Source organism: Nocardia sp. NPDC004151 (assembly GCF_042874235.1).
Lineage (GTDB): Bacteria > Actinomycetota > Actinomycetes > Mycobacteriales > Mycobacteriaceae > Nocardia.
The window spans coordinates 128,697-153,292 of the sequence record NZ_JBIAMR010000005.1; the positions used below are offsets into that span (position 1 = coordinate 128,697).

The 24,596-nt window shown below is 68.0% G+C and carries 24 protein-coding genes; 13 read left to right on the plus strand and 11 right to left on the minus strand.

Annotated elements, in window-relative coordinates:
* Positions 1-323: 323 nt before the first annotated feature.
* The 5 genes from ACFYTS_RS13950 to ACFYTS_RS13970 all read left to right on the plus strand — a co-directional run bounded on the left by ACFYTS_RS13950 (position 324) and on the right by ACFYTS_RS13970 (position 3,219).
* Positions 324-917: a hypothetical protein gene (locus tag ACFYTS_RS13950; RefSeq protein WP_387304096.1), complete on the plus strand. Its 594-nt coding sequence runs from the start codon at positions 324-326 to the stop codon at positions 915-917.
* Positions 918-1,021: 104 nt separating this feature from the next.
* A complete protein-coding gene (locus ACFYTS_RS13955) occupies positions 1,022-1,237 on the plus strand; it encodes a hypothetical protein (protein WP_387304098.1) in 216 nt (71 codons plus the stop codon).
* A 20-nt stretch (positions 1,238-1,257) separates the two neighbouring features.
* Entirely contained in the window at positions 1,258-1,833 is a 576-nt protein-coding gene (locus ACFYTS_RS13960; RefSeq protein ID WP_357278161.1) for a VOC family protein, read from the plus strand.
* Between the two features lie 26 nt (positions 1,834-1,859).
* The gene (locus tag ACFYTS_RS13965; RefSeq protein ID WP_357277843.1) at positions 1,860-2,720 is read left to right on the plus strand and encodes an alpha/beta fold hydrolase; all 861 of its coding nucleotides are present in this window, start codon (positions 1,860-1,862) and stop codon (positions 2,718-2,720) included.
* Positions 2,721-2,862: 142 nt separating this feature from the next.
* On the plus strand, positions 2,863-3,219 hold the full coding sequence (locus ACFYTS_RS13970) for a hypothetical protein (RefSeq protein WP_357277840.1): 357 nt from the start codon (positions 2,863-2,865) through the stop codon (positions 3,217-3,219).
* 15 nt (positions 3,220-3,234) lie between these two features.
* Here ACFYTS_RS13970 and ACFYTS_RS13975 read toward each other — a convergent pair whose 3' ends face one another.
* The 4 genes from ACFYTS_RS13975 to ACFYTS_RS13990 all read right to left on the minus strand — a co-directional run bounded on the left by ACFYTS_RS13975 (position 3,235) and on the right by ACFYTS_RS13990 (position 8,381).
* Positions 3,235-3,909: a response regulator transcription factor gene (locus tag ACFYTS_RS13975; protein ID WP_357277838.1), complete on the minus strand. Its 675-nt coding sequence runs from the start codon at positions 3,907-3,909 to the stop codon at positions 3,235-3,237.
* Positions 3,906-5,135 (minus strand): sensor histidine kinase, encoded by a 1,230-nt coding sequence (locus tag ACFYTS_RS13980; protein ID WP_387304103.1) that lies wholly within the window; start codon positions 5,133-5,135, stop codon positions 3,906-3,908. The genes ACFYTS_RS13975 and ACFYTS_RS13980 overlap by 4 nt, the downstream gene beginning before the upstream one ends.
* Before the next feature lie 109 nt (positions 5,136-5,244).
* Positions 5,245-7,455, minus strand: coding sequence for an MMPL family transporter (locus tag ACFYTS_RS13985; RefSeq protein ID WP_387304106.1), 2,211 nt, complete (start codon positions 7,453-7,455; stop codon positions 5,245-5,247).
* Between the two features lie 125 nt (positions 7,456-7,580).
* Positions 7,581-8,381: a hypothetical protein gene (locus ACFYTS_RS13990; RefSeq protein ID WP_357277828.1), complete on the minus strand. Its 801-nt coding sequence runs from the start codon at positions 8,379-8,381 to the stop codon at positions 7,581-7,583.
* 270 nt (positions 8,382-8,651) lie between these two features.
* On the opposite strand from ACFYTS_RS13990, the gene ACFYTS_RS13995 reads away from it, so the two are divergent.
* Positions 8,652-9,761: a serine hydrolase domain-containing protein gene (locus tag ACFYTS_RS13995; RefSeq protein ID WP_387304109.1), complete on the plus strand. Its 1,110-nt coding sequence runs from the start codon at positions 8,652-8,654 to the stop codon at positions 9,759-9,761.
* 119 nt (positions 9,762-9,880) lie between these two features.
* Positions 9,881-10,207 (plus strand): hypothetical protein, encoded by a 327-nt coding sequence (locus tag ACFYTS_RS14000; protein ID WP_357277823.1) that lies wholly within the window; start codon positions 9,881-9,883, stop codon positions 10,205-10,207.
* Positions 10,208-10,271: 64 nt separating this feature from the next.
* Here the strand turns inward: ACFYTS_RS14000 and ACFYTS_RS14005 are convergent, their stop codons facing one another.
* Positions 10,272-11,327, minus strand: a complete 1,056-nt coding sequence (locus tag ACFYTS_RS14005; RefSeq protein ID WP_387304112.1) for a ParB/Srx family N-terminal domain-containing protein — start codon at positions 11,325-11,327, stop codon at positions 10,272-10,274.
* 263 nt (positions 11,328-11,590) lie between these two features.
* Between ACFYTS_RS14005 and ACFYTS_RS14010 the strand changes: the two genes are divergently transcribed.
* The gene (locus ACFYTS_RS14010) at positions 11,591-13,543 is read left to right on the plus strand and encodes an MFS transporter (protein ID WP_387304114.1); all 1,953 of its coding nucleotides are present in this window, start codon (positions 11,591-11,593) and stop codon (positions 13,541-13,543) included.
* Between the two features lie 4 nt (positions 13,544-13,547).
* Here ACFYTS_RS14010 and ilvD read toward each other — a convergent pair whose 3' ends face one another.
* Complete coding sequence (ilvD, locus tag ACFYTS_RS14015; RefSeq protein WP_387304117.1) at positions 13,548-15,401, minus strand: dihydroxy-acid dehydratase; 1,854 nt, start codon at positions 15,399-15,401, stop codon at positions 13,548-13,550.
* Between the two features lie 113 nt (positions 15,402-15,514).
* On the opposite strand from ilvD, the gene ACFYTS_RS14020 reads away from it, so the two are divergent.
* The gene (locus ACFYTS_RS14020) at positions 15,515-16,111 is read left to right on the plus strand and encodes a TetR family transcriptional regulator (protein WP_357277814.1); all 597 of its coding nucleotides are present in this window, start codon (positions 15,515-15,517) and stop codon (positions 16,109-16,111) included.
* On the opposite strand, the gene ACFYTS_RS14025 is transcribed toward ACFYTS_RS14020, so the two are convergent.
* Together ACFYTS_RS14025 and ACFYTS_RS14030 are read right to left on the minus strand one after the other, a co-directional pair.
* A complete protein-coding gene (locus tag ACFYTS_RS14025; RefSeq protein WP_387304119.1) occupies positions 16,108-16,305 on the minus strand; it encodes a hypothetical protein in 198 nt (65 codons plus the stop codon). The genes ACFYTS_RS14020 and ACFYTS_RS14025 overlap by 4 nt on opposite strands.
* Positions 16,284-17,162: an NAD-dependent protein deacetylase gene (locus ACFYTS_RS14030; protein ID WP_387304122.1), complete on the minus strand. Its 879-nt coding sequence runs from the start codon at positions 17,160-17,162 to the stop codon at positions 16,284-16,286. The genes ACFYTS_RS14025 and ACFYTS_RS14030 overlap by 22 nt, the downstream gene beginning before the upstream one ends.
* Before the next feature lie 125 nt (positions 17,163-17,287).
* Here ACFYTS_RS14030 and ACFYTS_RS14035 point away from each other — a divergent pair, with 125 nt between their 5' ends.
* Positions 17,288-18,079 carry an SDR family oxidoreductase gene (locus ACFYTS_RS14035; protein WP_387304124.1) on the plus strand — a complete coding sequence of 264 codons (792 nt, stop codon included), beginning with the start codon at positions 17,288-17,290 and terminating at the stop codon, positions 18,077-18,079.
* Between the two features lie 18 nt (positions 18,080-18,097).
* Here the strand turns inward: ACFYTS_RS14035 and ACFYTS_RS14040 are convergent, their stop codons facing one another.
* Positions 18,098-19,102: a pyridoxal-phosphate dependent enzyme gene (locus ACFYTS_RS14040; protein WP_357277806.1), complete on the minus strand. Its 1,005-nt coding sequence runs from the start codon at positions 19,100-19,102 to the stop codon at positions 18,098-18,100.
* Between the two features lie 115 nt (positions 19,103-19,217).
* On the opposite strand from ACFYTS_RS14040, the gene ACFYTS_RS14045 reads away from it, so the two are divergent.
* Together ACFYTS_RS14045 and ACFYTS_RS14050 are read left to right on the plus strand one after the other, a co-directional pair.
* On the plus strand, positions 19,218-20,081 hold the full coding sequence (locus ACFYTS_RS14045; protein ID WP_387304127.1) for an SDR family oxidoreductase: 864 nt from the start codon (positions 19,218-19,220) through the stop codon (positions 20,079-20,081).
* Between the two features lie 22 nt (positions 20,082-20,103).
* On the plus strand, positions 20,104-21,408 hold the full coding sequence (locus ACFYTS_RS14050) for a phytoene desaturase family protein (protein ID WP_387304129.1): 1,305 nt from the start codon (positions 20,104-20,106) through the stop codon (positions 21,406-21,408).
* A gap of 18 nt (positions 21,409-21,426) precedes the next feature.
* Here the strand turns inward: ACFYTS_RS14050 and ACFYTS_RS14055 are convergent, their stop codons facing one another.
* Positions 21,427-22,092, minus strand: coding sequence for a TetR/AcrR family transcriptional regulator (locus ACFYTS_RS14055; protein WP_357277799.1), 666 nt, complete (start codon positions 22,090-22,092; stop codon positions 21,427-21,429).
* Positions 22,093-22,162: 70 nt separating this feature from the next.
* Here ACFYTS_RS14055 and ACFYTS_RS14060 point away from each other — a divergent pair, with 70 nt between their 5' ends.
* Positions 22,163-23,581 carry a cytochrome P450 gene (locus ACFYTS_RS14060; protein ID WP_387304134.1) on the plus strand — a complete coding sequence of 473 codons (1,419 nt, stop codon included), beginning with the start codon at positions 22,163-22,165 and terminating at the stop codon, positions 23,579-23,581.
* A 4-nt stretch (positions 23,582-23,585) separates the two neighbouring features.
* Here ACFYTS_RS14060 and ACFYTS_RS14065 read toward each other — a convergent pair whose 3' ends face one another.
* Positions 23,586-24,590, minus strand: coding sequence for a hypothetical protein (locus ACFYTS_RS14065; protein WP_357277794.1), 1,005 nt, complete (start codon positions 24,588-24,590; stop codon positions 23,586-23,588).
* Positions 24,591-24,596 lie beyond the last annotated feature (6 nt).

The following is a 24,596-nucleotide window of genomic DNA, read 5'->3' on the forward strand; positions in this document are numbered from 1 at the left end:
TCATACCGCTGTTCAGTCCGGGATCACCCGCTCACCCCGGGTGGCCACGACACGGAGAGCCACCTGCAAGGGCATCCAGTGTTCGTCGAGTGGCTGGGGCACTAGGGCCTTGCGGCTGCTGTCACAGGGAAGAAGTCGTGTCCGACAAGATGTTTGCCAGTCAGTACATCTTGGTCACCGGTGGAGGCGCGGGGCATCGGGCGTACTGCGGCACCGGCATTCGCCGAGCAGGGCGCACCGGGTGTGATCAGCACGGCGGACGCGTTCGAGTAGGCCGCGGCCGAGCATGCGCAGCACTTCTGCTGAAGGCGAGCGCGAGCTGAATGGGCGGTACTGCGTTTGCGGCGGATTTGCGCCTCTGCCATCATCTGCCGATGAAGAAATCGAAGGCTGTGGTGTTCGGTGCCGCGGTGGTGCTGTCCGTGGGAATTGCCGGTTGTAGCGCGGACCAGGCGTCATCGTCGAAGGAGACCTCGGTCGCGCCGACCAGTGCGGCCTCGTCACCTGTCGCGAGTGATTACGCGAAGCTGCTCATCAAGCCCAGCGATATCGACTCCGACTGGACGTTGAAGACCTCCAAGGCGGAGCCGAACGGCATCACCGGCGTCTACGGCAACGGTGCGGGGACCGAGAAGATCAGCACCGCGGTCATTGTGCGCGAGAACGCCGCAGCCGCTGCCGCGGCGGCGAAGAATGATGTGGCGCAGAAGGCGGGTGCGGCCTTCACGCCTATCGATATCGGTGTCGACGGCGGCATCATGAATGGCCCGGGTGGATCCACCGTCGTGGTGTTCGCCGAGGGCGGAGCCTTCGCGATCATCGAATTCAACAGCAAAACCGGTGAACACGTCCCGGCCGAAGTAGCGATCGCGATCGCTGAGAAGCAGGACACCGCCATCAAGAACAGCGTGAAGTAGCGGCTCACGGTTTCACCGGGTTCCGCTGCCGGAATGCCGACAGCGGAACCCGGGACGGCGGAGTTATCGGTCTCGATCGCTGCGGCGGTTACCGTGTCCTTGCGGTGCTCAACGATACTCAAATGGCGCGGGCGCTCGAGCCCGCCCCGCTCCGCAGTGAGTTCGCGGCCATGCTGACGACACGTTTTGTACCAGAGGTCACCGCAGTGTCCCTCGATGGGCGGACGCTGCTGAACACGACCGTATGGGAAAACGGCACTGTCAGCACCATCGCCATCCGCCCGGAGCTGGTGTCGCCGAAGGCATCTTCCCGAAGCTGAGGTGTCCACACCGTGTGAAGATGCTCGCCGTGGATGCCCCCACACTCGTTGACCACAGGTCGCCCGGGGTCGTCGTGACCGCCGCCGCCGACCCCTGGATGGCGAGCGAACTCGCCGCGCTTCACTCGCGGGGCGGGGTCCAAGTGGGTACTGGGCTGTGCTATGCATGGTGGTGGCGTTGCCCTTGCGTGACGCGGGGCTGGAAGTTCGGGGGAGCTATGACCGCAATAGCGAAGTTCGGTGCGATCGCACTCGACAGCCGCGATCCGCGTGGCCTCGCGCAGTTCTATCGCGCACTGCTGGATTTCGACCTGCGTTACGAATCGGACGAATTGGTTGTGCTGCAGGGCTCGAAGGTGACGTTGACGATCGAGCGTGTGGCCGACCATGTTCCACCGGACTGGCCCGGCAACGGGGTGCCCAAACAGATGCACCTCGATCTATTCGTGACCGATCTCGATTCCGCGGAGCAGGCCGCGATCGACTGCGGCGCAACCAAACCCGACTTCCAGCCTGCCCCCGATCGCTGGCGGGTACTCATCGACCCGTCGGGCCATCCCTTCTGCCTGACGGTCCCGGCCTACAGCAACCAGTGATTCGGCGCAGGGACTGCGGAGGTCGGATGGCGGCATCGGCTCGTGAAGGTACCGGTGAATCCGTGCTGCTATTACACGGATTCACCCTGTCTCACCATGTCTGGCGACCGGTGGTGACCGAGTTGGCTCCGGACTATGACGTCCTCGCGCCAACCTTGCCCGGCCATTGGGGCGGATCGCCCCTGCCCTCGCGCGATGCCGGTGTATGCGGGATCGCCGAAGGCATCGAAAGGCAACTCGACGCAGTCGGCTGGGACACCTGCCATATCGTGGGGAACTCACTCGGCGGACATATTGCCTTCGAACTCGAACGCCGTGGGCGCGCACGCTCACTGGCCGCGATAAATGCCGGCATCGGAGCGAAACGGTTCGACGCCAACGGAATCCGCGTTGCCGCCATGTTCATCCTGCAATACCGTCTCGTTCTCGCGACCCGCATGCTCGGAGACGGAGTCGCCACCAACCCTCGGTTCCAGAAGCCTGTGCTGGTCAGCAGTGCACACGACCTGTCCGCGGTCGACCCTGTCGACGCGGCTGACATGCTGCGCGCCATCGCGCACTGCTCGACCTACCTGCCTTCGATCCGCGCATTCGCGCGTGACGGTCTTGTCGTGGACCTCGACCAGGTCCGCGTGCCCACCTCGATCCTGGTCTCCGAATTCGATATCTACCCCAACCACGCACCGCACATTCGCCGGATCCTCGACCACCTCCCCGGCCACATCCGTGAGGTGACACTGCCCGGCGTCGGACACATCCCAATGCTCGAAGCACCCTCCCAGATCGCGAACGCACTACGGGAGCACTTCCGCTTCGCCACAGCGAATACGTCCCCGACCACGACCATCACCACCGCTGATCGCCCTCCACAGCGATCTCAGAGGTAGACACTCGGGCCCAGCGGCTGACGCCTCCGGATGGCACGTTCATGTCGCTACGGTTGCTGTCGATCGCTACTGGACTCGCTGAAATGGTCTCCCGGCGTCGCGGCCGACACGAGGGGAGATACGTGGACACCCAGGAGTTTGCGTGACCAATGGGATGATCGTTCTGACCGTGCTCAATGGTGTGGTGTCGCTGATAGGGATCGGCTTCGCCGTGGTAGCCGCGTTACGTCCGTCGGCGATGAGTCATGAAGCGAATCCTAGTGCGGGAGAACGGTTCTACGCGTTGGTGTATGCGGCGCGGGCGGTGCCGTTGGGGCTGCTGGCCGGCTCGGTTCCGTTCTTCTCCCACGGTCCGCTCAGCGCGCTCGTCCTGGCGGTCGCCGCGGTCGCGCAGGCCGCGGATGCCGCGATCGGGGCTCGGCGGGGAGAACCCGTCATGGTTGCCGGGCCGGTGTTCGCCTTTGTGGTGCATGTGATCACCGCGATCGCGGTTTCCTGACGCGCTGTTGCGGGGTCAGGGGCGGGGTGGTTCGACTCGGACCAGGCCGGATTGGAAGGCGAGGACGACGAGTTGGGCTCGGTTCTGGACGCCGAGTTTCGACATGGCGCGCTGGACGTGGGTGCGGACGGTCAGGGGGCTGACGTACATTTTTGCGGCGATTTCCTCGTTGGAGAGGCCTTCTGCGACCATGGCGACGACCTCGCGTTCGCGGGCGGTGAGGACGTCGAGGGAATCGGCTGCGGTGATGCGGCTTTCGGGGCGGGAGAGGTAGCGGGCGATCAGGGTGCGGGTCGCGGTGGGGGAGAGGAGGGCGTCGCCGGCGGCTACCGCGCGGATGGAGCGGAGGAGTTCCTCGGGGCCCACGTCCTTGCCGAGGAAGCCGCTGGCTCCGGCGCGGAGGGCTTGGGCCACATACTCGTCGAGTTCGAAGGTGGTGAGGATCATGACCCGGGTGTCGCGCAGGGCGGGGTCGGCGCAGATCTCCTGGGTGGCGGCGAGGCCGTCGGTGCCGGGCATGCGGATGTCCATGACCACGACGTCGGGGGTGGTAGCTTGCGCGAGTTCGACCGCCTCCCGGCCGTTTCCGGCGATGCCGACGACTTCCATGTCCTCGGCCGAATCGATCAGCAGGCGGAAGGTTCCGGCCAGCAGGGCTTGATCGTCGGCGAGCAGTACCCGGATGGTCATGGCGTCGCGTCCTCGTCGTCGGGGGTTGTCGGTGGTTCCAGGGGAAGTTCGGTGGTGACTTCGAAACCGCCGCCGGGCCTTGGGCCGGCGTGCAGGTGGCCGCCGACGGAGACGGCTCGCTCGTTCATGCCGATCAGGCCGTAGCCCGGGGCGGCCGAATCCTGGTCGCCGCGAACGGCGCCGGATCCGCCGTCGTCGCTGACGCTGATCGTCAGCAGCAGACGCGAGTAGACCAGTCGCACCGTCGCCGTCGCGGTGCTCGCGTGCTTGGCGACATTGGTGAGCGCCTCCTGGATGATCCGGTACGCCGTCAGGTCCGCGCCCGGCGACAGTGGACGCGGCACCCCGGTGATCGACAGCGACAGTGTCAAACCGGTTCTCTCGAAAGACGTGAGCAGTTCCGACAGTTGGGCCAGACCGGGCGTCGGTTCGAGCGGCGCGTCGGAGTCGTCCTCACGCAGCAGACCGACCGTCGCCTTGAGCTCCCGCAGCGCCGCGGACGTGGTGCCCGCCAGTTCGTCGAGCATCTCCTGCGCCTGATCGGGTTGGCTGCGTAACAGGTAGGCGGCCGTGGAGGCTTGCGCATGCGCCAACGCCATGTGGTGCGCGACGATGTCGTGCAGTTCCCGCGCGATCCGCACCCGCTCCTCGCCGACCCGCTGCCGCGCCTCCTCCTCCCGCGTGCGTTCGGCCAGCTCCGCCCGTGCGTGCAGGGCGGCCAGATAGTTGCGCCGATTGCGTCCGGCCTCGGCGAACGCACCGGCCAACAGGTCGCCGGCGATCAGCGTGATGCGACCCCCGGTGAGCAGCGGGCTGAAGTCGTGCACCAGCGAGGCGATCAACAGCGCCGTGCCCGCGACCAACGGCGCGAGCTTGGCGGTGCGGGCATTCGGATACCACAACCCCAGCGAATACATGGCGACGAAGGCCGCACCCGCGGTGAGCACCGACACCTCGAAACCCAAGGCGCCGATCGCGATACCGCAGGCCGTCGTGATCGCCAGCACCGCCCGCGGAAACTCCCTGCGCCACAACAGCGCCAGCGAGGCGGCCGCCGACAAGGCGAACACCCCGGGCGAAATCGCCCGGACCGCCACCGGGCCCTCGCCATTGCCGTGATCGATGAACCGGCTCGCGTAGGTGGCGAGCGCGCACAGCAGAATCGCGACCACCACATCGACGACCCGGCGGTGCCGGCGCGGCCACTGTGACCATTCGGCGGTCATCGGCACTCCTTCTCCTCGTCGAGAACACTAATCGGCTGGTCCCGCCGTGACCGGTAGGCCGCCCCACCGGGACGGCCTACCGGTCACTGTCGCGGATCCGGCCCGCGGTTCAGGCGCGAGCGGATTCGAGCTCCCGCTCCGGCTCGACGGCCGGTCGCCGGTTCAGGCTCTCGCCTTCAACATCGACGTTCGGCAGGATCCTGGCCAGCCATCCCGGCAGCCACCACGCCCGGTCGCCGAGCAGCGCGAGCACGGCCGGGACCAGCGTCATGCGGACGATGAAGGCGTCGAAGAAGACGGCCGCCGCCAGCCCGAGACCCATCATCTTGATCATCGGTTCGCCGCCGCCGATGAACCCGGCGAACACCGCGATCATGATGGCCGCTGCGGCCACCACCACCCGGCCGCTGTGCCGGAATCCGGTCACGATGGCCTCGCGGGCGCTCTCACCGTGCGCGAAGGCCTCCCGCATCCGGGTGACGAGGAAGACCTCGTAGTCCATCGCGAGCCCGAACACCACGCCGATCAGGAAGATCGGCATCATGCTCATCACCGGACCGGTCTGGTGGACGCCGATCAGCTCGGCCAGCCAACCCCACTGGAAGACCGCGACGATCACACCGAAGGCCGCGCCCACCGACAGCAGGAAGCCCAGGGCCGCCTTGATCGGCACGGCGATCGAACGGAACACGATCATCAACAGCAGGATCGCGAGCCCGACCACCACGGCGAGATACGGGAGCAGGGCGTCGGACATCTTCTGCGAGACATCGATATTCATCGCGGTCGCACCCGTGACGAGCATGGTCGCGCCGGTCGCCGCCCGCAGACCGCCGGCCTCGCCGCGCAGGGTGTGCACGAGGTCCTTGGTCGCGGTGGTCGAGGGGCCGGTGGCGGGCACCACGGTGATCATGGCGGTGTCACCGGCCTGATTGAACATCGCGGGAGACACCGCCACGACGCCCTCGGTCGCGGCCAGCGTGCTGGTCGCCCGTTCCACCGCGGACTGCGGGTCGCTGACATCCTTGACATCCAGTGCGACGGTGAGCGGCCCGTTGAAGCCGGGCCCGAAGCCCTCGGCGAGCGCATCGTAGGCGCGGCGCTGGGTCGTCGACGTCGGCTGCGACTCCTCACCCGGCATACCGAGTTCCAGACTCGTCATCGGCAGCGCCAGCGCACCCATGCCGACCAGCCCGATCAACAGCACGGCCACCGGACGGCGGACGACGAACCGCGCCCAGCGCGTGCCCATACCGGGCTTGTCCTCCTGCAACGACTCGGCGGGCAGACTGTCCCGATCCTGCTGTCGCTTGCGGAAAGCCTTGGGCAGCACCGCGTTCTGGAAGAAGCCCAGCAGTGCGGGCAGCAGCGTCAACGCGATCGTCACGGCGACGGCGACGGTGCCCGCCGCGGCCAATCCCATGTCGGTGAGGGCCGGAATCCCGACCACGGCCAGTCCGGCGAGCGCGATCACCACGGTGAGCCCGGCGAAAACCACCGCGGATCCGGCGGTTCCGACGGCACGCCCCGCGGCCTCCGTCGCGCTGTGTCCTTCGGCGCGTTCGGTGCGGTAGCGGGACACGATGAACAACGCGTAGTCGATGCCGACCGCGAGCCCGAGCATCATCGCCAGAGTCGTTGTCGTGGTGGACATCCCGATGGCCACGATCGCCGCGATCCCGACGCCGATCCCGACCAGCGCGGTGATCAGCGGCAAGCCCGCCGCCGCGAACGCGCCGAAGGTGATCATCAGCACGATGGCCGCGATGGCGATGCCGATGGCCTCGGTCGCCCCGGCCATCTCCGGCTCCGCCTGGAGCGCGGACCCGCCGATCTCCACGGTGACCCCGGCGGCCTTACCGGTGTCCACCGCGTCGGTCAGCGCCGTCTTCGTCGCCTCGGTGAGGTTGTTGCTGGTGTCGCCGTAGCTCACGGTCGCGTAGGCGGTGGTGCCGCTCTCGCTGACCGCACCCGTCTGGAACGGGTCGAGCACGCCCTTCACCTGCGTGCCGCCCGAGACGTCGGCGACGATCCGCTCCACCACCGCCTTGTTGGCGTCGGAACCGATCTGCTGCCCCTCGGGCGCGACGAACACGATCCGCGCCTGCGCCCCATCGGATTTGGTGCCCGGGAACCGTTCGCCCAGCAGATCGAACGCCTGCTGGGACTCGGTCCCCGGAATCGAGAACGTATCCGGTGGCGCCGGCGGCGCGCTGGCGGCGCCCGCCACCAGCGCCGCCATCAGCCCCACCCACAGCAGCACGACGAGCCGCCGCTTCTCGAACGCCAACCGGCCGACCCGGTACAGGAATTTCGCCATGCGGCCATGCTCGTTCGACGCCTCTGTAGTCGGCATCGTCCCGGTGACGGCCGTCCGGTGTACTGCGAACGCAGTACCTGCACCCGCTCAGTACTCGATCCGCAGACCCCGGCCGGGCGGACGGGTCAGGCGCAGGGCTGTGTTCCGGCGGCGGCTACCTGGAGCCAGATGTCACCGGCGTAGCCGGGGAGGATGATGCCGGAGCTGAGGAAGGGCTGCTGAGCGCCGGTGTCGTACCGGCCGGCGAGGTGGTGGTAGCCGGCGGTGGTGGGGGTCCACGTCATCGTGACCGAGTTGCCGGTGATCGTCGTGGTGCCGGTGGCCTTCGCGTTGTCCTCGAACCACGCGTTGCGGGTGGTGTTTCCCGCGCTGAGGCTCTGCAGGACCGACGAGCCCGACGACGCTGCCAGGGAGGCCGGGATGGTGGACATGGTGACGGTGAGGGTGCAGCCGACCTCGGGGGTGCCGTGGACCGTCGTGCACGCGGTGTCGCAGGCCTGGGGGTCGGTGCTGCCGGAGCCGCCGACCTGGACGGTCGCGGAGGCCATATCGGTGTACGGAGGGAGGCTCACGTCGCTGTTGCCGTAGCCATAGCCGAGGACGTGGGTGCCGGGGGTGAGAGGGGTCCACTGGAAGGTCCAGGTGGAGGTGGTGCCCATGCAGGGCTGGCCCGCGATGCTCGACTTGCCTTTCCAGTCGGAGCGGACGGTTACACCGTTGGAAGTGTCGGAGAGGCCCGCACCGACGCAGTCGGAGACCGGGATGACGACATTGTAGGTCTGGCCGACCTGGAAGTTGCTGCCCTGCACGGTCATTCCCGTGCCGGTGACGTCGGCGTGGGCGGCCGGTCCGGCGGAGAGCGCGGTCAGGGCGGAGGCGGTGGCGGTGATTCCGGCCGCGGCGAGGGTGCGGACTGAGGTACGCATGATGCGGGGATTCTCGATTCGGCAACGCTGATGAGAGCGGGATGATTGTTTGCGAATAGCACTGTTCACCGATCGGCGGCGGGCCGCATGCCCCGGGTTTTCGGGGCGGTGATTCGGGCCCGCGACCGCGCCGCGCGGGTTAGGGATCGGGGTCGTGGCTATGGGTCGGCTACCGGCGTAGATTCTGGTGAACGCTGCTCCGCCCGTCTTCTTCGGCGAAGGGACCCGGTGATGAGTGTGTCCGCTCGATGGCGAGCAGGTGCGGGGCTGATGGTCGCGCTGAGCCTGATCGTCGGTGGGTGCGGGTCGGATCGGGGCTCCGGCAGTCCGGCTCCGCCTTCGAGGGAAGCCGAGCGGATCACCGATATCGTTCGCGCGAAGCTCGGCGAGTTCGATCTCACCGCGGCGGTGTTCGGGGCCTGGCGCGACGGCGAGGAAGTGGTCGTCGGCGCGGTGGGGGAGTCGCCGCTCGGTGTTCCCGCGACCAGCGATATGCAGTTGCGGGTAGGTCAGCCGATGGAGCCGATGCTGTCGACCGTGCTCTGGCGGCTGGACGGGAACGGCACGCTGAGGCTGGACGAGCCCATTGCCCGATGGCTGCCGAATTTCCCACGTGCCGAACGCATTACTCCGAGAATGCTCGCGAACAGCACCTCGGGAATCTCCGACTATGTCACCGATCCAGAATTCCTGAAACGATTCGGCGACAACCCGTTTCGCACCTGGAATGCTCGAGAACTATTCGACCTGGCCAATGCCCGCCCACCGCTGTTCGACCCGGGAACGAGTTTCGCCTACGCCCACAGCGATCTGGTCGTACTCGGCGAGGTCCTGCAGAAGGCGTCGGGAAAAACCTTGGGCGAGTTGATATCCGACTACGTCCTGGATCCGCTCGGCATGAAGAAGAGCAAGGTGATGCTCACCGCCCAGGTCGACGAGCCGATCCTGCACGGCTACACCGACGAGCGAAAGATCTTCGAGGACGCCACCTTCTGGAATCCGACGGCATTCCTGCACAGCGGCAATATGAACTCCACCGTCACCGACGTCGGCCGCTGGGTCCGCGCCCTGGGCAAGGGAGAACTGCTGCCCGCGGACCGGTTTCAGCAGATGATGGCCCCCTCCACCGCCGGACTCGGTCCGCTCACCGCCCAGAAGTACTTCGCGTTCGGCGTCCCGCACATGGGCGACTGGCTGTTCATGAACCCGTCCTACGGCGGCTACAACGGAGTCGCGTTCTACGACACCAGGACCGCCACCACCGTCGTCGTCTACGCCACCCTCGGCGCCACCGCGAACGCCGACACGAACAACGCGATTCCCATCGGCACTGCCATTGCGACCCTTCTGGTCCCGGACCGCCCGCCCCCGATTCCCTGATCGAACAGTGCAATTCCGAATAAAGGACAGTCCTCCGAAGTAATCAATTGTTTTGTTTCCGTAACACGTAGCACCTGAATGCGATTTGCTTGAGGACAACACCAATTCAGGAGGTTGGAATGCTGTCTGCGAAGCGGCTTGCTGCCAGTGCCGTCGTCGCCACCGCAGCCGCGGGCATGGTGCTCGCCGGTGGTGGAACGGCCCAGGCCGACGATGTGCCGGTGTGGCAGGCGAATTGCCACCTGTACAACATCTTCAACACCGGCGGAATGTCCAATTGCGAGTTGCCGACCTGGCATCAGGTGAAGCTCACCTGTGTCGCCTGGCCCGTCCCGTTCACCTACTGGAAGTACGGGCCCATGCAGTACGGGCAGAACCAGTCGTGGGCCAGCTGCGACTCGTTCAACGCCTTGGTGGGTGTCGAGATCATTCAGGCCTACCCCTGATCGAACGAAAGACCTCGGGATCGCGTCGGACGATCCCGAGGTCTTCGTCGTCGCTGTCCGGTGATCAGCGGCCGGTGCGCAGGCGGTACTCGATCGCGTAGCCGAGCTTGCCGGGCTTGGCGTCGGAGTACGGCTTGGCGATCTTGCCGAACTCACCCTTGTCCTCGGGGCTGCCGCCGTTCCAGGCCGGGAGCACATCCAGCTGCGAGGCGGTCTTGCCCTCGGCCACCACGGTGTTCGGGCCGAGCGCGACCTGCGCCTGGGTGACGGTCTTGAGCGCGGCCAGGTAGGCGGGGAAATCGTTGCGGTTCCAGTCGCCGCCGACCTTGTTGTCGCGCATCCACGCGCCCCAGTAGAACTCCTCGAAGGGCAGGGTGCCCTCGTGGAAGCCGATGTCGCGGGCGAAGTACATCATGGAGCGGTACTTGTCATCGGCGAAGTTGGCCAGGCCCACCGACTTCGGGAGCTGGTGCTCCTTGATGGCGTTGCCGTTGATGTCCTCGAGCCAGGTCCAGCCGTTGGCCTTCATGGCGTCCCAGAACTTGCCGTCGGGCAGGGTGCTCAGGTTGCCGAGCACGCGCAGCCGCACGTGGGTGTCCGCGCCGCCGTCCGGGGTCTCGAAGAACGAGGTCAGGGTGTGGTGGCCGTCGGTGAGGTACAGCCGGCCCTGGGGGCCGATCACCACGGTCTTCATCGGCGCGATGGAGTCGGGGGTCTCGGAGCCGACCGCCACCTTGCAGGTGAACGAGGAGGAATCCTTCAGCCGCGCGGCCGGGCTCACGGTGGCGGCGGCGACCTGGCCGTTGGCCTCGCACCAGTCGTCGAACTTCTTGTTCACCGCGTCCTTGCCGAGCGTGTAGCGGCCCAGCTTGTAGAACACCTCGTCGTAGCCCAGCGACGGCTGGGTCGGCAGCACATCACCGATGCGGACGTCGACCAGGTCGTCGGTCTTGGCGCACAGGTAGGCCGCGCCGGGGGTGGACCGCTGGTCGTGGTCGCAGAAGGAGGGCCGCTCGCCCGGGTCTCCGGGAGCGGCGACCGCGACGGCGCTGGTCAGGGCCATCAGCACGCCCGCGAACGCGGCGACCAGGCGGCCCCGCGCGACGGTGGTGTTCGACATCGAATCCTCGAATTCATGCAGTGATACAAGCCGCATTACGGTGACCAGCGCCGATGACCGGCCCGCGATGCCCCGACAGCCAGATGCTGTTGTCTCGGCCAACAATTGGTGAACGGGCGCCACGCGGGGTGTGCGGCCGCTGAGTCCGATAACAGTGATCTGAGTCACTCATGGCCGCTACCCTGTTGTCACCCGGTTGCTCGTGCCGCGAACCAAGGGCCTGTGGCTGCGCGAAACGCCGTGGAGAGAAAGGCGTCTCGAACATGAGTAGTACACCGACCGTTGTGCCTCCGGCCGCGGAATTCCCCCCGCCGACGCTGGTCACCGGACTCTGGCGGCGCAAGCTCCCGCACTATCCGGAAACGCCCGCCCGGTCCTGGTATCTCTTCCTCGTCGTCGTGGTGTCCGTCGCGCTGTACTACCAGCTGTTCGTGTCGGGAGCCGTCGGCAACCAGCTGATCGCCGATTTCCACCTGACCTTCCGCTACTTCGTCGGGATCTTCATCATCGGCGCGGCCTTCGGCGCCGTGGCCTCGGTGGTGACCGGCGTCCTGGACCGCTGGGGCCGCGCCAATATCGTCGCCTACGGCACCGTCGTCACCTCGCTGCTGACCCTGTTCGCGCAGCCGCAGTGCACGACCAAGGAATCCTTCCTGGCCATCTACTGCATCATCAGCATCGTCGAGGGCGCGGTGCTGGTGGCGACGCCCGCGCTGGTCCGCGACTTCTCCCCGCAGCTGGACCGCGCCTCGGCCATGGGCTTCTGGACCCTGGGACCGGTGCTGGGCGCGCTCGTCACCACCGAGATCTCCACGCACACCCTCGACGCGCACCCGGACTGGCAGTACCACTACCGGCTCGCGGGTGTCATCTGTCTGGTGATCTCCCTCGTCGGTCTGGTCGGGCTGCGCGAGCTCAGCCCCCGGCTGCGGGATCAGATCATGGTGTCGCTACGGGACAGGGCGTTGATCGAGGCGCGGGCGCGCGGGCTGGACGTCGAGGCGCTGGAACGCAATCAGTGGAAGCAGATGATGCACCTCGACATCGTCGGCTCGGCGCTGGCCATCTCGATCTTCCTGGCGTTCTTCTACACCATCGTGTCGTTCCTGCCGGTGTACATGGCGACCAACTTCGGGTTCACCGCCGCCCAGGCCAACGCGCTGGGCAACTGGTATTGGATCGCGAGCGCCTTCTCGCTGGTGATCACCGGCATCGTGTCGGACAAGATGAAGGTCCGCAAACCGTTCATGGTGTTCGGCGCGATCATCAGCATCATCGGGACCTACGTGTTCCTCGGCTACACCGACCGGCCCGGCACCGACTACTACACCTTCGCGATCGTCATGAGCTTCACCGCGGTCGGCACCGGCATCGCCTACTCCACCTGGATGGCGAGCTTCACCGAGACCGTGGAGAAGCGGAATCCGGCGGCCACGGCGGTCGGGCTCGCGGTGTGGGGCGGCGTGCTGCGCACGGTGGTGACGTTCGTGCTGCTGGGGCTGCTGCTGGTGGTGACCGCGGCGGGCACGCTGGTCAACTACGGGCCGCGGTTGCAGACCATCAACGCCAAGTACCACGAGGAGATCGCGACCATTCAGACCGTGGGCGAGGACACGCTCACCGCCCTCGGCAAGAATCCGAACGACGTCGATGCGCAGGTCGCCGCGCTGGTGAAGCTGACCGGGGATTCCCCGGCCAACATCAAGACCACGGTCGAACTCAACGCCAAGTACCCCGAGGAACTGGCCACCTTGCAGGCCATCGATCAGAAGGTGCTGGTCAAACTCCTGACCGACCCCAATGACCAGGCGGCCCAGGCCACCGCGGTCGGGCAGGTCGCCCAGAAGTTCGGCATCCCGCCGGATCAGGCCGGAGCCCGGATCGCGGCGGCCGGGAAGGTGCCCGTCGATCAGCTGGCCGTGGCCTCCCAGACCGGTCCGGCCCTGACCGCCGCGAGCGCCAAGCTCAAGGCCGTGAGCGCGATCCCCGCCGACGACCTGGCCTACCTGTCCGAGCACGGCAAGGAAGTGCAGCAGGCGCAGAAGGACTCTCCGAAGCAGTGGAAGACCTGGTGGTGGATCTGCCTGATCGCCCAGATCTGCTTCATCCCGTTCGTGTTCGTCATGGCCGGGCACTGGAGCCCCCGGAAGGCCGAGGAGGAGGCCGCCGAACACGACGTGGCCGTCCAGCGCGAGCTGGCCACCCTGCCGCAGTGAGTCCTCAGCCGGGGAGCAGCGTGGTGTCGCGCACCGCTCCCCGGTCCGCCGAGGTGGCCAGCAGCGCATAGGTTTTGAGCGCCGGGGAGACCTGCCGTTCGCGGTGCCGCGGCCGGTAGCCGCCGGTCGCCTCCACTTCCGCGCGCCGCCTGGCCAGTTCGGCGTCGGGCACGTCCATGGTGAGAGTCCGGGACGGGATGTCGATCGTGATCGAGTCGCCGTCGCGCACCAGCGCCAACGGGCCGCCTGCCGCCGCCTCGGGGGAGATGTGCCCGATCGAGCAGCCCGAGGAACCGCCCGAGAAGCGACCGTCGGTGATCAGCGCGCATTCCCCGGCCAGGCCCAGGCCCTTCAGGTACGACGTCGGATACAGCATCTCCTGCATCCCCGGCCCGCCGCTGGGACCCTCGTAGCGGATGACGAGCACATCACCGGACGTGATGCGGCCGGACAGGATCGCCTCGACGGCGTCCTCCTGCGACTCCACCACCAGGGCCGGACCGGTGAAGGTGTGCATGTGCGCGGCCACGCCCGCCGACTTCACGACCGCGCCGTCGGGGGACAGGTTGCCGCGCAACACCGCCAGCCCGCCGTCGCGGGAGAAGGCGTGCGCCACATCGTGAATGCACCCCCGGGCCGCGTCCACGTCGAGGGAATGCCACCGCTCGGACTGGGAGAAGGCGGTGGCGGACCGCTTGCCGCCCGGCGCCGCGTGGAACAGTTCGAGCGCCGCCGCGGAGGGCCGGCCCCCGCGCACGTCCCAGTCGTTCAGCCACGCGCCGAGTGAATCCGCATGCACCGCACGCACATCGCGGTGCAGCAGCCCCGCCCGATCGAGCTCGCCCAGCAGCGCGGGGATACCGCCCGCGCGGTGCACGTCCTCCATCAGGTACTCGCCGTTGGGAGCGACTTTGCACAGGCACGGCACCTGCAACGACATCTTCTCGATGTCGGTGAGCGTGTAGTCCAGCCCGGCTTCGTGCGCGGCCGCCAGCAGGTGCAGGACGGTGTTGGTGGATCCGCCCATGGCCAGATCCAGGGCCATGGCGTTGTCGAAGGCGTTGCGGGAGGCGATGTTCCGGGGCAGGACCCCCGCGTCGTCCTCGTCGTAGTAGCGGCGGGTCAGCTCCATCACCGTGCGCCCGGCGTCGCGGTACAGCTCGGCGCGGGCGGTGTGGGTGGCCAGGGTGGTGCCGTTGCCGGGCAGGGCCAGGCCCAGCGCCTCGGTCAGGCAGTTCATCGAGTTGGCGGTGAACATGCCCGCGCAGGATCCGCAGGTGGGGCAGGCGTTCTCCTCGATGAGCGCGAGGTCGGCGTCGGAGACGTCGGGGGAGACCGCGTCGGCCATGGTGGTGATGAGGTCCAGGCGGCTGCGCACGGTGCCGTCGACCAGGACCGCGCTGCCGCCCTCCATGGGTCCGCCGGAGACGAACACCGTCGGGATGTTCAGCCGCAGCGCGGCCATCAGCATGCCCGGGGTGATCTTGTCGCAGTTGGAGATGCACACCAGCGCGTCGGCGCAGTGCGCGTTCACCATGTACTCGATCGAGTCGGCGATCAGGTCCCGCGACGGCAGCGAGTACAGCATTCCGCTGTGCCCCATGGCGATTCCGTCATCGACGGCGATGGTGTTGAACTCGCGGGGGATGCCGCCCGCGGCGCGCACCGCCTCGGACACCATCCGCCCGACCGGCTGGAGATGGGTGTGGCCGGGAACGAACTCGGTGAAGCTGTTCGCGATCGCGATCACCGGCTTGCGGCCGATATCGGCCGACGGAACTCCGCTGGCCCGCATGAGCGCGCGGGCCCCCGCCATGTTCCGACCGTGTGTGACCGTGCGTGAGCGCAACTCGGGCATGACGCCACCTCCTGCTTCGCCTCGACCATCCGCAACCAAACGGTTGCAACTGAATGGTTGGAGTTTGCCACAGCCGCGAGCCCAACCGCAACCATCCGGTTGGAGATGGTTGGATGGACGCCATGGCGTGGGATACCGAGAGAACCAGACGACTGCTGCTCGAGGCGGCCGTTCACGAGTTCGCCGAACGCGGACCCGACGGCGCCCGGGTCAATGCCATCGCGACCCGTGCGGGCATCAACAAGGAACGCATCTACCAGTACTTCGGCGACAAACGGGGCTTGTTCGAAGCGGTCCTCACCGACCAGCTGGAACAGCTCGCCGCCGCGAGCCCGCTGTCAGCCGACAAAGCCGGGGACCTGGCCGAGTACGCCGGGCATGTCTTCGACTTCCACCGCACCCACCCCCAGTTCCTCCGCCTCATGTATTGGGAGGGCTTGCAGCCGCAGGAGGGCCGCCTGCCCGCCGAATCGGCGCGGGCCTCCCACTACGCGGAGAAGGTCGCCGCGCTGGCCGTCGCCCAGCGGGACGGGACCCTCCCGGACGAGGTCGCCCCCGGCTACCTGCTGTACGCGGTCGCGGCCCTGGCCGCCTGGTGGTTCGCGGCCCCGCAGGTGGTCCGCATGATCCTGGGCCCGGACACCGATGACCCGGACGCACTGCGGGCGGCCCTGGTCAGCCTGGTGCGACGGCTCGAGGTGCGGAACTAGCCCAGCACCAAGCCCGGCGGGGCCGTGATGACGATGAGATCCGTGCGGCCGCGTGCCTTGCCGCCGACCAGCGCCGCCGCGAGCCTTGATCGCCGACCGGCAGCGGCGACGGTTGCCTCGACATGTGCCGTGCGTCGCGCGATATCGGCTGCGGCACCATCGATGCGGACCTTCAGTGCTGCGCGAATGCCCATCGAGGGTGAACAGTTCGGTCCGGCGCGAGCGCGTCGGCGAGGGCGGTGAGGACCGGGGCGCAACCGGTGTCCAGGGTCAGGGCCGCGAGATCGTCGGCGCGGGTGCGGCCGCGATTGAGAATGATGACCGGGCGACCGGACTTGGCGGTGCGGCGGGCGAACCGCAGGCCCGACATGACCGTGAGCGAGGAGCCGACGACCAGCAGGGCATCGACGTCGTCCACCAACTCGAACGAGGCCGCCACGCGCGGCTTGGGGACGGATTCGCCGAAGTAGACGATGTCGGGCTTGAGGAGCCCGCCGCAGCTCAGGCAGTCGACCATGCGGAAGGACGCGGTGTCGGCCACCACGGCGTCGGCATCGGGGGCGACCTCGAGACCGTCGAGCGGAACCGATTCGGCGAAGCCGGGATTGGCGGCCTCGAGTCGCTCGGCCAGGGTCATGCGGGAGGTCAGCGCCGCGCAGGACAGGCAGCGGACGCGGGCGTAGACGCCGTGCAGGTCGATCACCCGGCGATGCCCGGCCTTGGTGTGCAGCAGATCCACGTTCTGGGTGAGCAGCCCGGTCACGATGCCCGCGCGCTCCAACCGGGCCAGCGCGTGATGCGAGGGGTTCGGCCGGGCCGCGTCCATGCGCCGCCAGCCGACGTGATTGCGGGCCCAATACCGTTGGCGGAACACCGGATCGCCGACGAACTGCTGATAGGTCATCGGGGTCCGCGCCGGCGCGCCGGGGCTGCGGTAATCGGGGATGCCGCTGTCGGTGGAGATGCCCGCGCCGGTCAGCACCGCGACGCGGCGGCCGGAGACCAGCTCCAGCAGTCGCTCGAACCGCTGCGGGGAACCGGAACCGGGCATACGGCAAGCCTACGACTCGCCCGCGCTGTGCCGCCGGTCACGTCGTGTCACACCCGCGGGCCCCGCGTCGTCATCAAGGCAGGACGCCACCACAGCGGCGGCGCGAGACGAGGGAGATGGTCATCATGGCGAAGACGGTTCTGGTCACCGGCGGCACGGGCACCCTGGGCAGCCTGGTCACCCCGCTGCTGCGGCAGGCCGGGCTGGGTGTGCGGGTGCTCAGCCGCAGCGCGCACGAGGCGAAGGACGGCATCGAGTTCGCGGCCGGCGACCTGGAGACCGGCGCGGGCATCGCCGAGGCGGTCGCGGGCGTGGACACCGTGCTGCACCTGGCGGGCACCACCAAGGGCGACGGCGACAAGACCCGCGTCCTGGTCGACGCCATCAATGCCGCGGGGGCGTTCCCGCACCTGGTCTTCATCTCGGTGGTGGGCGCGGAGCGGGTCCCGGTGGAGAGCGCCATCGACCGGCAGGTGATGGGCTACATGGCCTCGAAGCGCGACGCCGAGCTGGTGGTGGAGAACTCGGGCCTGCCGTGGACCACGCTGCGCGCCACCCAGTTCCACGACCTGCTCTTCACCATGGTGTCGGCCATGGGCAAGATGCCGGTGGTGCCCGCGTTCGACTTCCGCTTCCAGCCCATCGAAACCGGTGAGGTGGCAACGCGATTGGTGGAACTGGTGCAGGGCGAGCCCGCCGGACTGGTCGCCGAGATCGGCGGCCCGCGCACCTACACCATGAAGGAACTCGAGCGCAGCTATCTGGCGGCGACCGGCCGTCGCCGCCCGGTGTTCACCGTGAAGGCCCCCGGCAAGGCGGCCCGGGTGTACGCGAAGGGCGCGAACCTGACCCCCGAGCACGCCGTGGGACAGCGCACCTGGGAGGACTTTCTGGCCGCCAAGCTGGCCACCGCATGAGGGACGCGAAATCCGTTGTCAGCGTGGTCCGTTGGTGTTGAGATACACCACCGGACCGTGGCCGAACCGGCCGTGCGCGTTCATGTCCAGCAGTGCGGCCATGGCCTTGGCGGTGTAGACCGGCTCCAGGGTCATGTGCTCGCGATCGGCCGAGAGCGCCTGCGCGGTAGCGGCTTCCGGCATCGGATAGCCGTAACCCGGGCCCAGATACTCGGTGACGATATCCAGATTGCCTGCGGGGGAGATGTTCTCGGGGATGCGCGCGCCGCGCGAGCGCAGTAGCTTCGCGCATCGTCCGGCCAGCGCGGTCAGCGTCGGCTCGTCGAGCCGCAGTGTGTCGTTGACGACCACGCCCACCACATGGGTCTTCAGCCCCGCCAGCCGCAATCCCAGCGACAGCCCCGCCGCCGTCCCGCCCGATCCGACCGGGATCACGATGTGACTCGGTTCCGGCAGTTCCCCGGCTCGCACCTGCTCGGCCAATTCCAGTGCCGCCTCGACGTATCCGAGCGCGCCCACCGCCGACGACCCGCCCGCCGGAAGGAAATACGGCGGCCGGATCCCGGTGAAATTCCGGGCCAGCAGATACGGCGCGCTCAGGATGGTCCGGGCCTTGGAGTGGGTGAAGTGCAGCTCCGCTCCCGAGGCCCGCAGCCGCGCCAGCTGGGCGCGCACATGGTCGTCCTCGGGCTGATCGATCAGCGCCAGAACGGTTTTCAGCCCGTGCTCGCGTCCGTAGAGCGCGGTGGCCAGCCCCCAGTTGGTGCCCAGCCCGCCCACGGTGACGATGGTGCTGCGGCGCTGCCGCAACGCGTCGGGCAGCAGCCATTCCAGTTTGCGGACCTTGTTGCCGCCCCAGCCGCCGTCGCCGAACACGCTGTCGTCCTTGAGCCAGATCTCCGCGCCGCCGGAACAGGCGGTGTCGAGGGCGTCCAGTCGCCGGACCGGAGTCGGGGCCGTGCCGAGTCTCAGGTACGGCAGGGTCGCCTCGAGTTCGGGGTGGAGGCGGTACAGGTGCGGCATCACCACTCCAACTTATCGATTGTCCAGTTACTCGACGAGTGTGGCGGGTAGCACAGGGACGGCGCATCCCTGCTGCTAACTTCTGGAAAGCTATTAGATTCGGCAAGGAGAATTCATGCCTGGTGTAACCGATCGCGTCATCATTGTCACCGGAGCCGGTGGCGGTCTGGGGCGCGAGTACGCGCTGCTGCTCGCCCGCGAGGGCGCTCAGGTCGTGGTCAACGACCTCGGCGGCGCGCGCGACGGCTCGGGATCCGGGCACAATATGGCCGACGCCGTGGTCGAGGAGATCCGCGCGGCCGGCGGCACCGCGGTCGCCAACTACGACAGCGTCGCCACCGAAGAGGGCGCGAAGGCGCTGGTGCAGACCGCGATCGACACCTTCGGCGCGGTGCACGGCATCGTGAACAACGCGGGCATCCTGCGCGACATGAGCTTCGTGAAGATGACCCCCGAGGCCTTCGAAGCCGTGCAGCGCGTGCACCTGTTCGGGTCCTTCTACGTCACCCACGCCGCCTGGCCGCACTTCCGCGAGCAGGGCTTCGGCCGCGTCGTCATGGCCACCTCCACCTCCGGCCTGTACGGCAACTTCGGTCAGGCCAACTACGGAGCCGCCAAGATGGGTCTGGTCGGCATGATGAACACCCTCGCCATCGAGGGCCGCAAGTACGACATCATCGTCAATGCCGTGGCGCCCATGGCCGCCACCCGCATGACCGCCGACATCGCCTCGGAGGCCATGCTCGAGAAGCTGCCGCCCGCCCAGGTCGCCCCGATCGTGGCGCACCTGATGGGCGAGGACTGCACCGACTCCGGCATGGTGCTGGTGGTCGGCGGCGGCTCGGTGCAACGCGCCCAGTTGTTCGCGAACAAGCCCGTGTTCTTCAGTGAGGTCCCGAGCGTGGATCAGGTGCGGGAGAATTGGAGCCGTATTACTGATATGTCCGACGCTCAGCCCGGGGTGAACCCAGCGGGCTGAGCCTGCTCTGAGGAGCCTCGCCATGAGCGAGAACGCGTGGGACGCACTGGTTGTCGGAGCCGGAGCGGGCGGGCTGTGCGCGGCCGCCCGGCTCTCGCACCGGGGCTATCGGACCCTGGTGGCCGAACGTCTCGACCGAGTCGGCGGGCGGGCTTCCACCGCCGAGCTCGACGGATTCACCATCAACACCGGCGCTGTCGTCATCGAACTGGGCGGCATCACCGAACAGACCTTCGAGGAGGTCGGGGCGAAATTCGAAGTGCGCCCGGCGGATCCGCCGATCCTCTACCGGATCAACGGCCGCGACGTGGACGTCTCCAGTGGCGGCTGGGGACTGCTCATCTCCCAGCTCACCCGGCACGGCGCCCAGCTGCTCGGCGGGTCCGCCCGCGCGGAGGGGGAGTTGCCGGATCGGGAGCTGTCCACCGCCGACTGGGTGCGCCGTTATACCAAAAACGACGCGGTGCAAGGCATCTTCCGCAATATGTGCGGCTCCATCTTCGCGGTCGGCTCCGAGGAGCTGCCCGCGCGGGTGTTCCTCACCTACTTCACGCGGAAGGCGGCGTTCAAGAAGTTCGGCTTCTGTCCCGAGGGCACCATCGGTATCTGGAAGGCCCTCGCCGAGGTGGTGGAGCGCAATGGGGGAGAGGTCCGGCTCGGCAGCGAGGTGCGGCAACTGCACGTCGAGGGCGATCGGATCACCGGGGCTCGCATCAGTCACGATGGCGAAATCTCGGATATCGCTTGCTCTTTCGCGGTCAGTGACATCGGGCCGTCGGCCACCATGGATCTGGTCGGCCCGGAGCACTTCCCGTCGGACTATGTCGGCCGCGTGCTCCAGCGCGACTTGCCCTGCGCCATGATCTCGGTCAACTTCGCCAGCCGTGAACCACTGATCGACGCGCCCGGGCTGCTCAGCTTCGCCCGCACCCGGCGGCTGTGCTACGTCGCCAATTTCACCGCGACCTGCCCGGAGATGGCGCCCGAGGGCTGGCATCTCTACGTCGGTGCGGGCGTGCCCAAACCCTCGGTCGGCAACTTCGACGCCGAGGCCGAGACCGCGCTCGTGCTCCAGGATCTGCGCGAGGAGATCCCGGGCTTCGAGCGGGCCCGCATCCTGTCCATCGCCGTCGCCCGCGACGACTGGCCGCCCCAGCGGGCCGTCGCCGGATACGACCTACCCCACGACACCCCGATCGCCAATCTCTGGAATGTCGGCGACGCGGTCAAGGAGTACGCCAACGGCGGCATCACCGCCTGCATGGAGACGGCGAAGATCGTGGTCGAGGAGATCGTCGACAGCGGATTCGGTCGGTCCGGAACCTGAGAGCTGATTTCGCGGCCCTCAGTCCGGCGCTGACGTCTCGGGGAGGCGGGACCGCATGCCGGGCAGCCGATCCACCATGGCCACAACGTAATCCGCGACGATGCCGATCAGCACCGGTCGCTCGACCTTCAGGCCGCCGTCGAGCCACACCAGGATCAGCTCCGCCGCGCCGCCGGTGATGAGCTGCGCCAGGGCGGTCAGAGCGGTGTCGTCGCCTTCGGGGATGTCGAGCAGCACGCGGGTCTGCTCGATGAGCAGCCCGGCCACCTGCCGCATGCCCTCGAAGCGGCGGCGCATGAGCAGCTCGGACCCGTAGGCCTGGGCGAAGGCGATATTGGCGCGGCGCGGATCGTCGGTGACGCCGACGATCAGCGCCGCCACCCCGGCGCGGAGTTTGGCCTCCGGGTCGCCGGGGGTGTCGGTCATGGCGGTGCGCGCCTGTTCCAGGGCCTCGCCCTGCACCTCGTCGAGCAGTGCGGTGGCCAGCGCGTCGAGGTCGGTGAACGATTCGTAGAAGAAGCGCGGCCCCACCTTCGCCTGTTCGCACACCCCGCGCACCGTGAGGGCGGCCAGCCCCTGCGTGCCGACGATGTCGAGGGCCGCGTCCAGCAGCCGTCGCCGGCGCTGTTCGCGCCGCTCGTCGGTGGTGGTGCCGCGATAGGTCCCATTGGCAGCTCGCGTCACCCTGTCAGCTTGGCACAGAAATCGGGAAACGACCGTTTACGGAAACTAACGTTTCCGCTACCGTGGAGGCATGGCTGTACGAAAAGCCGTGGTGAATCATCGAATCCAGTGCCGGGCCGCCGGATTGCTGGAGCGGTACCCCACCGTGCCGCAGGCGCTCGCGCCCCCGCCGCCCGGCAGCGGGCTGAAGCCGGTGATGGGGGATTACGGTCCGCCCGGCATCGGCCATCTGCTCAGCACCCTCGCCGATCCGCTGAACTTCAGCCGGGACCGCATGCGCCGTTACGGCCCGGTGCAGTGGATGGGCGTGTTCGGGCGGCAGGTGGTCGGCGTCGTCAGCCCGGCCGCGACCGAGGAGGTTCTGCTCGACCGCAGGCGTGTGCTGTCCGCGCAACGCGGCTACGAATTCGTGATCGGCCCGTTCTTCCGCGGCGGAATCCTGTTGCGTGACTTCGAGGAGCACGCCTACCACCGCCGCATCCTGCAGCAGGCCTTCACCCGCCCGCGTCTGATCGGCTACCTCGGGCTCACCACCCCGCGCGTCGTGCGGGGCGTCGACTCCTGGCGGCCCGCACCGGATTTCCGGTTGTACGACCACGTCAAGCGGCTGTTGCTGGACCAGGCGACCGTGGTCTTCGCGGGTGCGGAACTCGGCCCCGAGGGCACGCGGCTCTCCCGCGCCTTCGAGGACGCCGTGCACGGTGGCCAGGCCATCATTCGCACGAACATGCCGGGCGGGGTGTGGAGCCGGGGCCTGCGCGGGCGCAAGCTGCTCGAGGACTACTTCCGGCGTGAGCTGCCCGCCAAGCGGGCAGGTTCCGGCGAGGACCTGTTCAGCGTGCTCTGCCATGCCGAGACCGAGGACGGTGAATCCTTCTCCGACGCCGACATCGTGGACCACATGATCTTCGTGATGATGGCCGCCCACGACACCAGCACCCTGGCCATCTCGATGCTGGCCTACGAGCTGGGCCGGAACCCGCGGTGGCAGGAACGGTTGCGCGAGGAATCGCGGATGCTGGGCAAGCCCACGCTCGACTATGCCGACCTGGACCGGTTGCCTGCGCTGGAGATGGCCTTCCGCGAGACCCTGCGCATGTACGCCCCGGTCGGGCAGATGGTGCGAGAAGCCCTGGAGGACACCGAGATCGCGGGATATTTCATCCCCAAGGGCACGCTGATCATGGTCGGCCCGTACTCCATGATGCGCAATGCGGAGTACTGGCACGATCCGGATGTCTTCGATCCCGAACGCTTCGATCCCGGACGCGCGGAGGACAAGTCGCACCGCTTCGCCTGGCCGCCCTTCGGCGGCGGCGCGCACAAGTGCATCGGCAAGTACTTCGGCAGCATGACGGTCAAGGCGACCATGCACCGCATGCTGCTGAACTACCGGTGGAGTGTGCCGGACGGCTACGAGGTGCCCCTCGTGCCCAGTACCGGCCCCACCCCCGCGGACGGACTGCCGATCCGCCTCAGCCGCCTCTGAACGCTCACCGCACGTCGCGCGGAATCCCGAGCTCGATGTCCAGATAACGCAATTCCGGATCCCGGCGGCGGCCGTTGCGGAAGGCGCGGAACACCAGATCCTGCGGATGCCCGACGGTGAACACCTCGGTGAAGGTCGTCACCGTCCGCCGCGGCGCGCCGCACAGGCTCGGATTGAATCCTGCCTTGGCCAGCGGCCCCTCCCAGATCAGCGCCGCCCCGCCCGGCACGCTGTGCGGGGCGAAGCTCCAGCCCAGCTCGCGCATGCGCCGGTCGAACTCGCTCGCCCCGAGTCCGGCCACGTCCCAGCCGCTGGCCTCGTTGAAAAGCTGCCTGCCGTGCAGGAATTGGACGAAGCACGGGTCCGGGCCGGGGTGCGGGGTGCTGAGGTTGATGACGCCGTCCCAGGGCAGGGTGGTCAGCGCCCAGGCCAGCCGCGCCTCGAAATCGTCCCAGTCCGTGCACACCACGGGCTTGCCCCGTTCGCTGGGGCGGTCGGCGGGCAGGCCGTAGCTGCCGGCGCCGGGCGCGTCCATGCTCCAGGTGGCGAAGCGCAACCGGCCGCCGTCCATCCCGAGCCCGTCGCGCAGCACGGTGACCACCGATTCGGCGACGCCGCGGCGGTGGTCGACCGATTCCCCGCGCTGCCAGCCGGTGCTCCACTCCCGCGCCAGGCGGGGCTGCTGGTGCACGCGCTGCATGGCCCGCCACTGCGGATCCGGTGCGGTGGCATCGGATTCGGACGGCACCGGGACCGGATCCCAGGTGCCGTCGGACTGCTCGCCGATCACACGCAGTAGCCGGTCGGCGTCGTCGGCGTCGTCGGGGACCGCGACCAGCACCTCGATCTCGGTGCCCTGTTGTGCGAAATGCGCTCGGCGGCCGGTGAGTTCGTCACGGACCTGGATGAAACGGGGATTCCATCCGAGTCCCGATTCGTCCGCGTCCTCGTCCTCCTCGAGAAAATACGGCATCCACTGAATCAGCACATCCCATCCCTGCGAACCCACCTTGCC

Excerpts from the sequence above, each read along its gene's own strand:
- ACFYTS_RS14000 (WP_357277823.1), top strand. The coding sequence starts at position 9,881 with ATGCTGTCTGCGAAGCGGCTTGCTGCCAGTGCCGTCGTCGCCACCGCA.
- ACFYTS_RS13985 (WP_387304106.1), bottom strand. The coding sequence starts at position 7,455 with ATGGCGAAATTCCTGTACCGGGTCGGCCGGTTGGCGTTCGAGAAGCGG.
- ACFYTS_RS13965 (WP_357277843.1), top strand. The coding sequence starts at position 1,860 with ATGGCGGCATCGGCTCGTGAAGGTACCGGTGAATCCGTGCTGCTATTA.
- ACFYTS_RS13950 (WP_387304096.1), top strand. The coding sequence starts at position 324 with ATGGGCGGTACTGCGTTTGCGGCGGATTTGCGCCTCTGCCATCATCTG.
- ACFYTS_RS13960 (WP_357278161.1), top strand. The coding sequence starts at position 1,258 with ATGCTCGCCGTGGATGCCCCCACACTCGTTGACCACAGGTCGCCCGGG.
- ACFYTS_RS14010 (WP_387304114.1), top strand. The coding sequence starts at position 11,591 with ATGAGTAGTACACCGACCGTTGTGCCTCCGGCCGCGGAATTCCCCCCG.
- ACFYTS_RS14045 (WP_387304127.1), top strand. The coding sequence starts at position 19,218 with ATGCCTGGTGTAACCGATCGCGTCATCATTGTCACCGGAGCCGGTGGC.
- ACFYTS_RS13980 (WP_387304103.1), bottom strand. The coding sequence starts at position 5,135 with ATGACCGCCGAATGGTCACAGTGGCCGCGCCGGCACCGCCGGGTCGTC.
- ACFYTS_RS14005 (WP_387304112.1), bottom strand. The coding sequence starts at position 11,327 with ATGTCGAACACCACCGTCGCGCGGGGCCGCCTGGTCGCCGCGTTCGCG.
- ACFYTS_RS14035 (WP_387304124.1), top strand. The coding sequence starts at position 17,288 with ATGGCGAAGACGGTTCTGGTCACCGGCGGCACGGGCACCCTGGGCAGC.
- ACFYTS_RS14030 (WP_387304122.1), bottom strand. The coding sequence starts at position 17,162 with ATGCCCGGTTCCGGTTCCCCGCAGCGGTTCGAGCGACTGCTGGAGCTG.
- ACFYTS_RS14050 (WP_387304129.1), top strand. The coding sequence starts at position 20,104 with ATGAGCGAGAACGCGTGGGACGCACTGGTTGTCGGAGCCGGAGCGGGC.
- ACFYTS_RS14060 (WP_387304134.1), top strand. The coding sequence starts at position 22,163 with ATGGCTGTACGAAAAGCCGTGGTGAATCATCGAATCCAGTGCCGGGCC.
- ACFYTS_RS14020 (WP_357277814.1), top strand. The coding sequence starts at position 15,515 with ATGGACGCCATGGCGTGGGATACCGAGAGAACCAGACGACTGCTGCTC.
- ACFYTS_RS13990 (WP_357277828.1), bottom strand. The coding sequence starts at position 8,381 with ATGCGTACCTCAGTCCGCACCCTCGCCGCGGCCGGAATCACCGCCACC.
- ACFYTS_RS14040 (WP_357277806.1), bottom strand. The coding sequence starts at position 19,102 with ATGCCGCACCTGTACCGCCTCCACCCCGAACTCGAGGCGACCCTGCCG.
- ACFYTS_RS13995 (WP_387304109.1), top strand. The coding sequence starts at position 8,652 with ATGGTCGCGCTGAGCCTGATCGTCGGTGGGTGCGGGTCGGATCGGGGC.
- ilvD (WP_387304117.1), bottom strand. The coding sequence starts at position 15,401 with ATGCCCGAGTTGCGCTCACGCACGGTCACACACGGTCGGAACATGGCG.
- ACFYTS_RS13975 (WP_357277838.1), bottom strand. The coding sequence starts at position 3,909 with ATGACCATCCGGGTACTGCTCGCCGACGATCAAGCCCTGCTGGCCGGA.
- ACFYTS_RS14025 (WP_387304119.1), bottom strand. The coding sequence starts at position 16,305 with ATGGGCATTCGCGCAGCACTGAAGGTCCGCATCGATGGTGCCGCAGCC.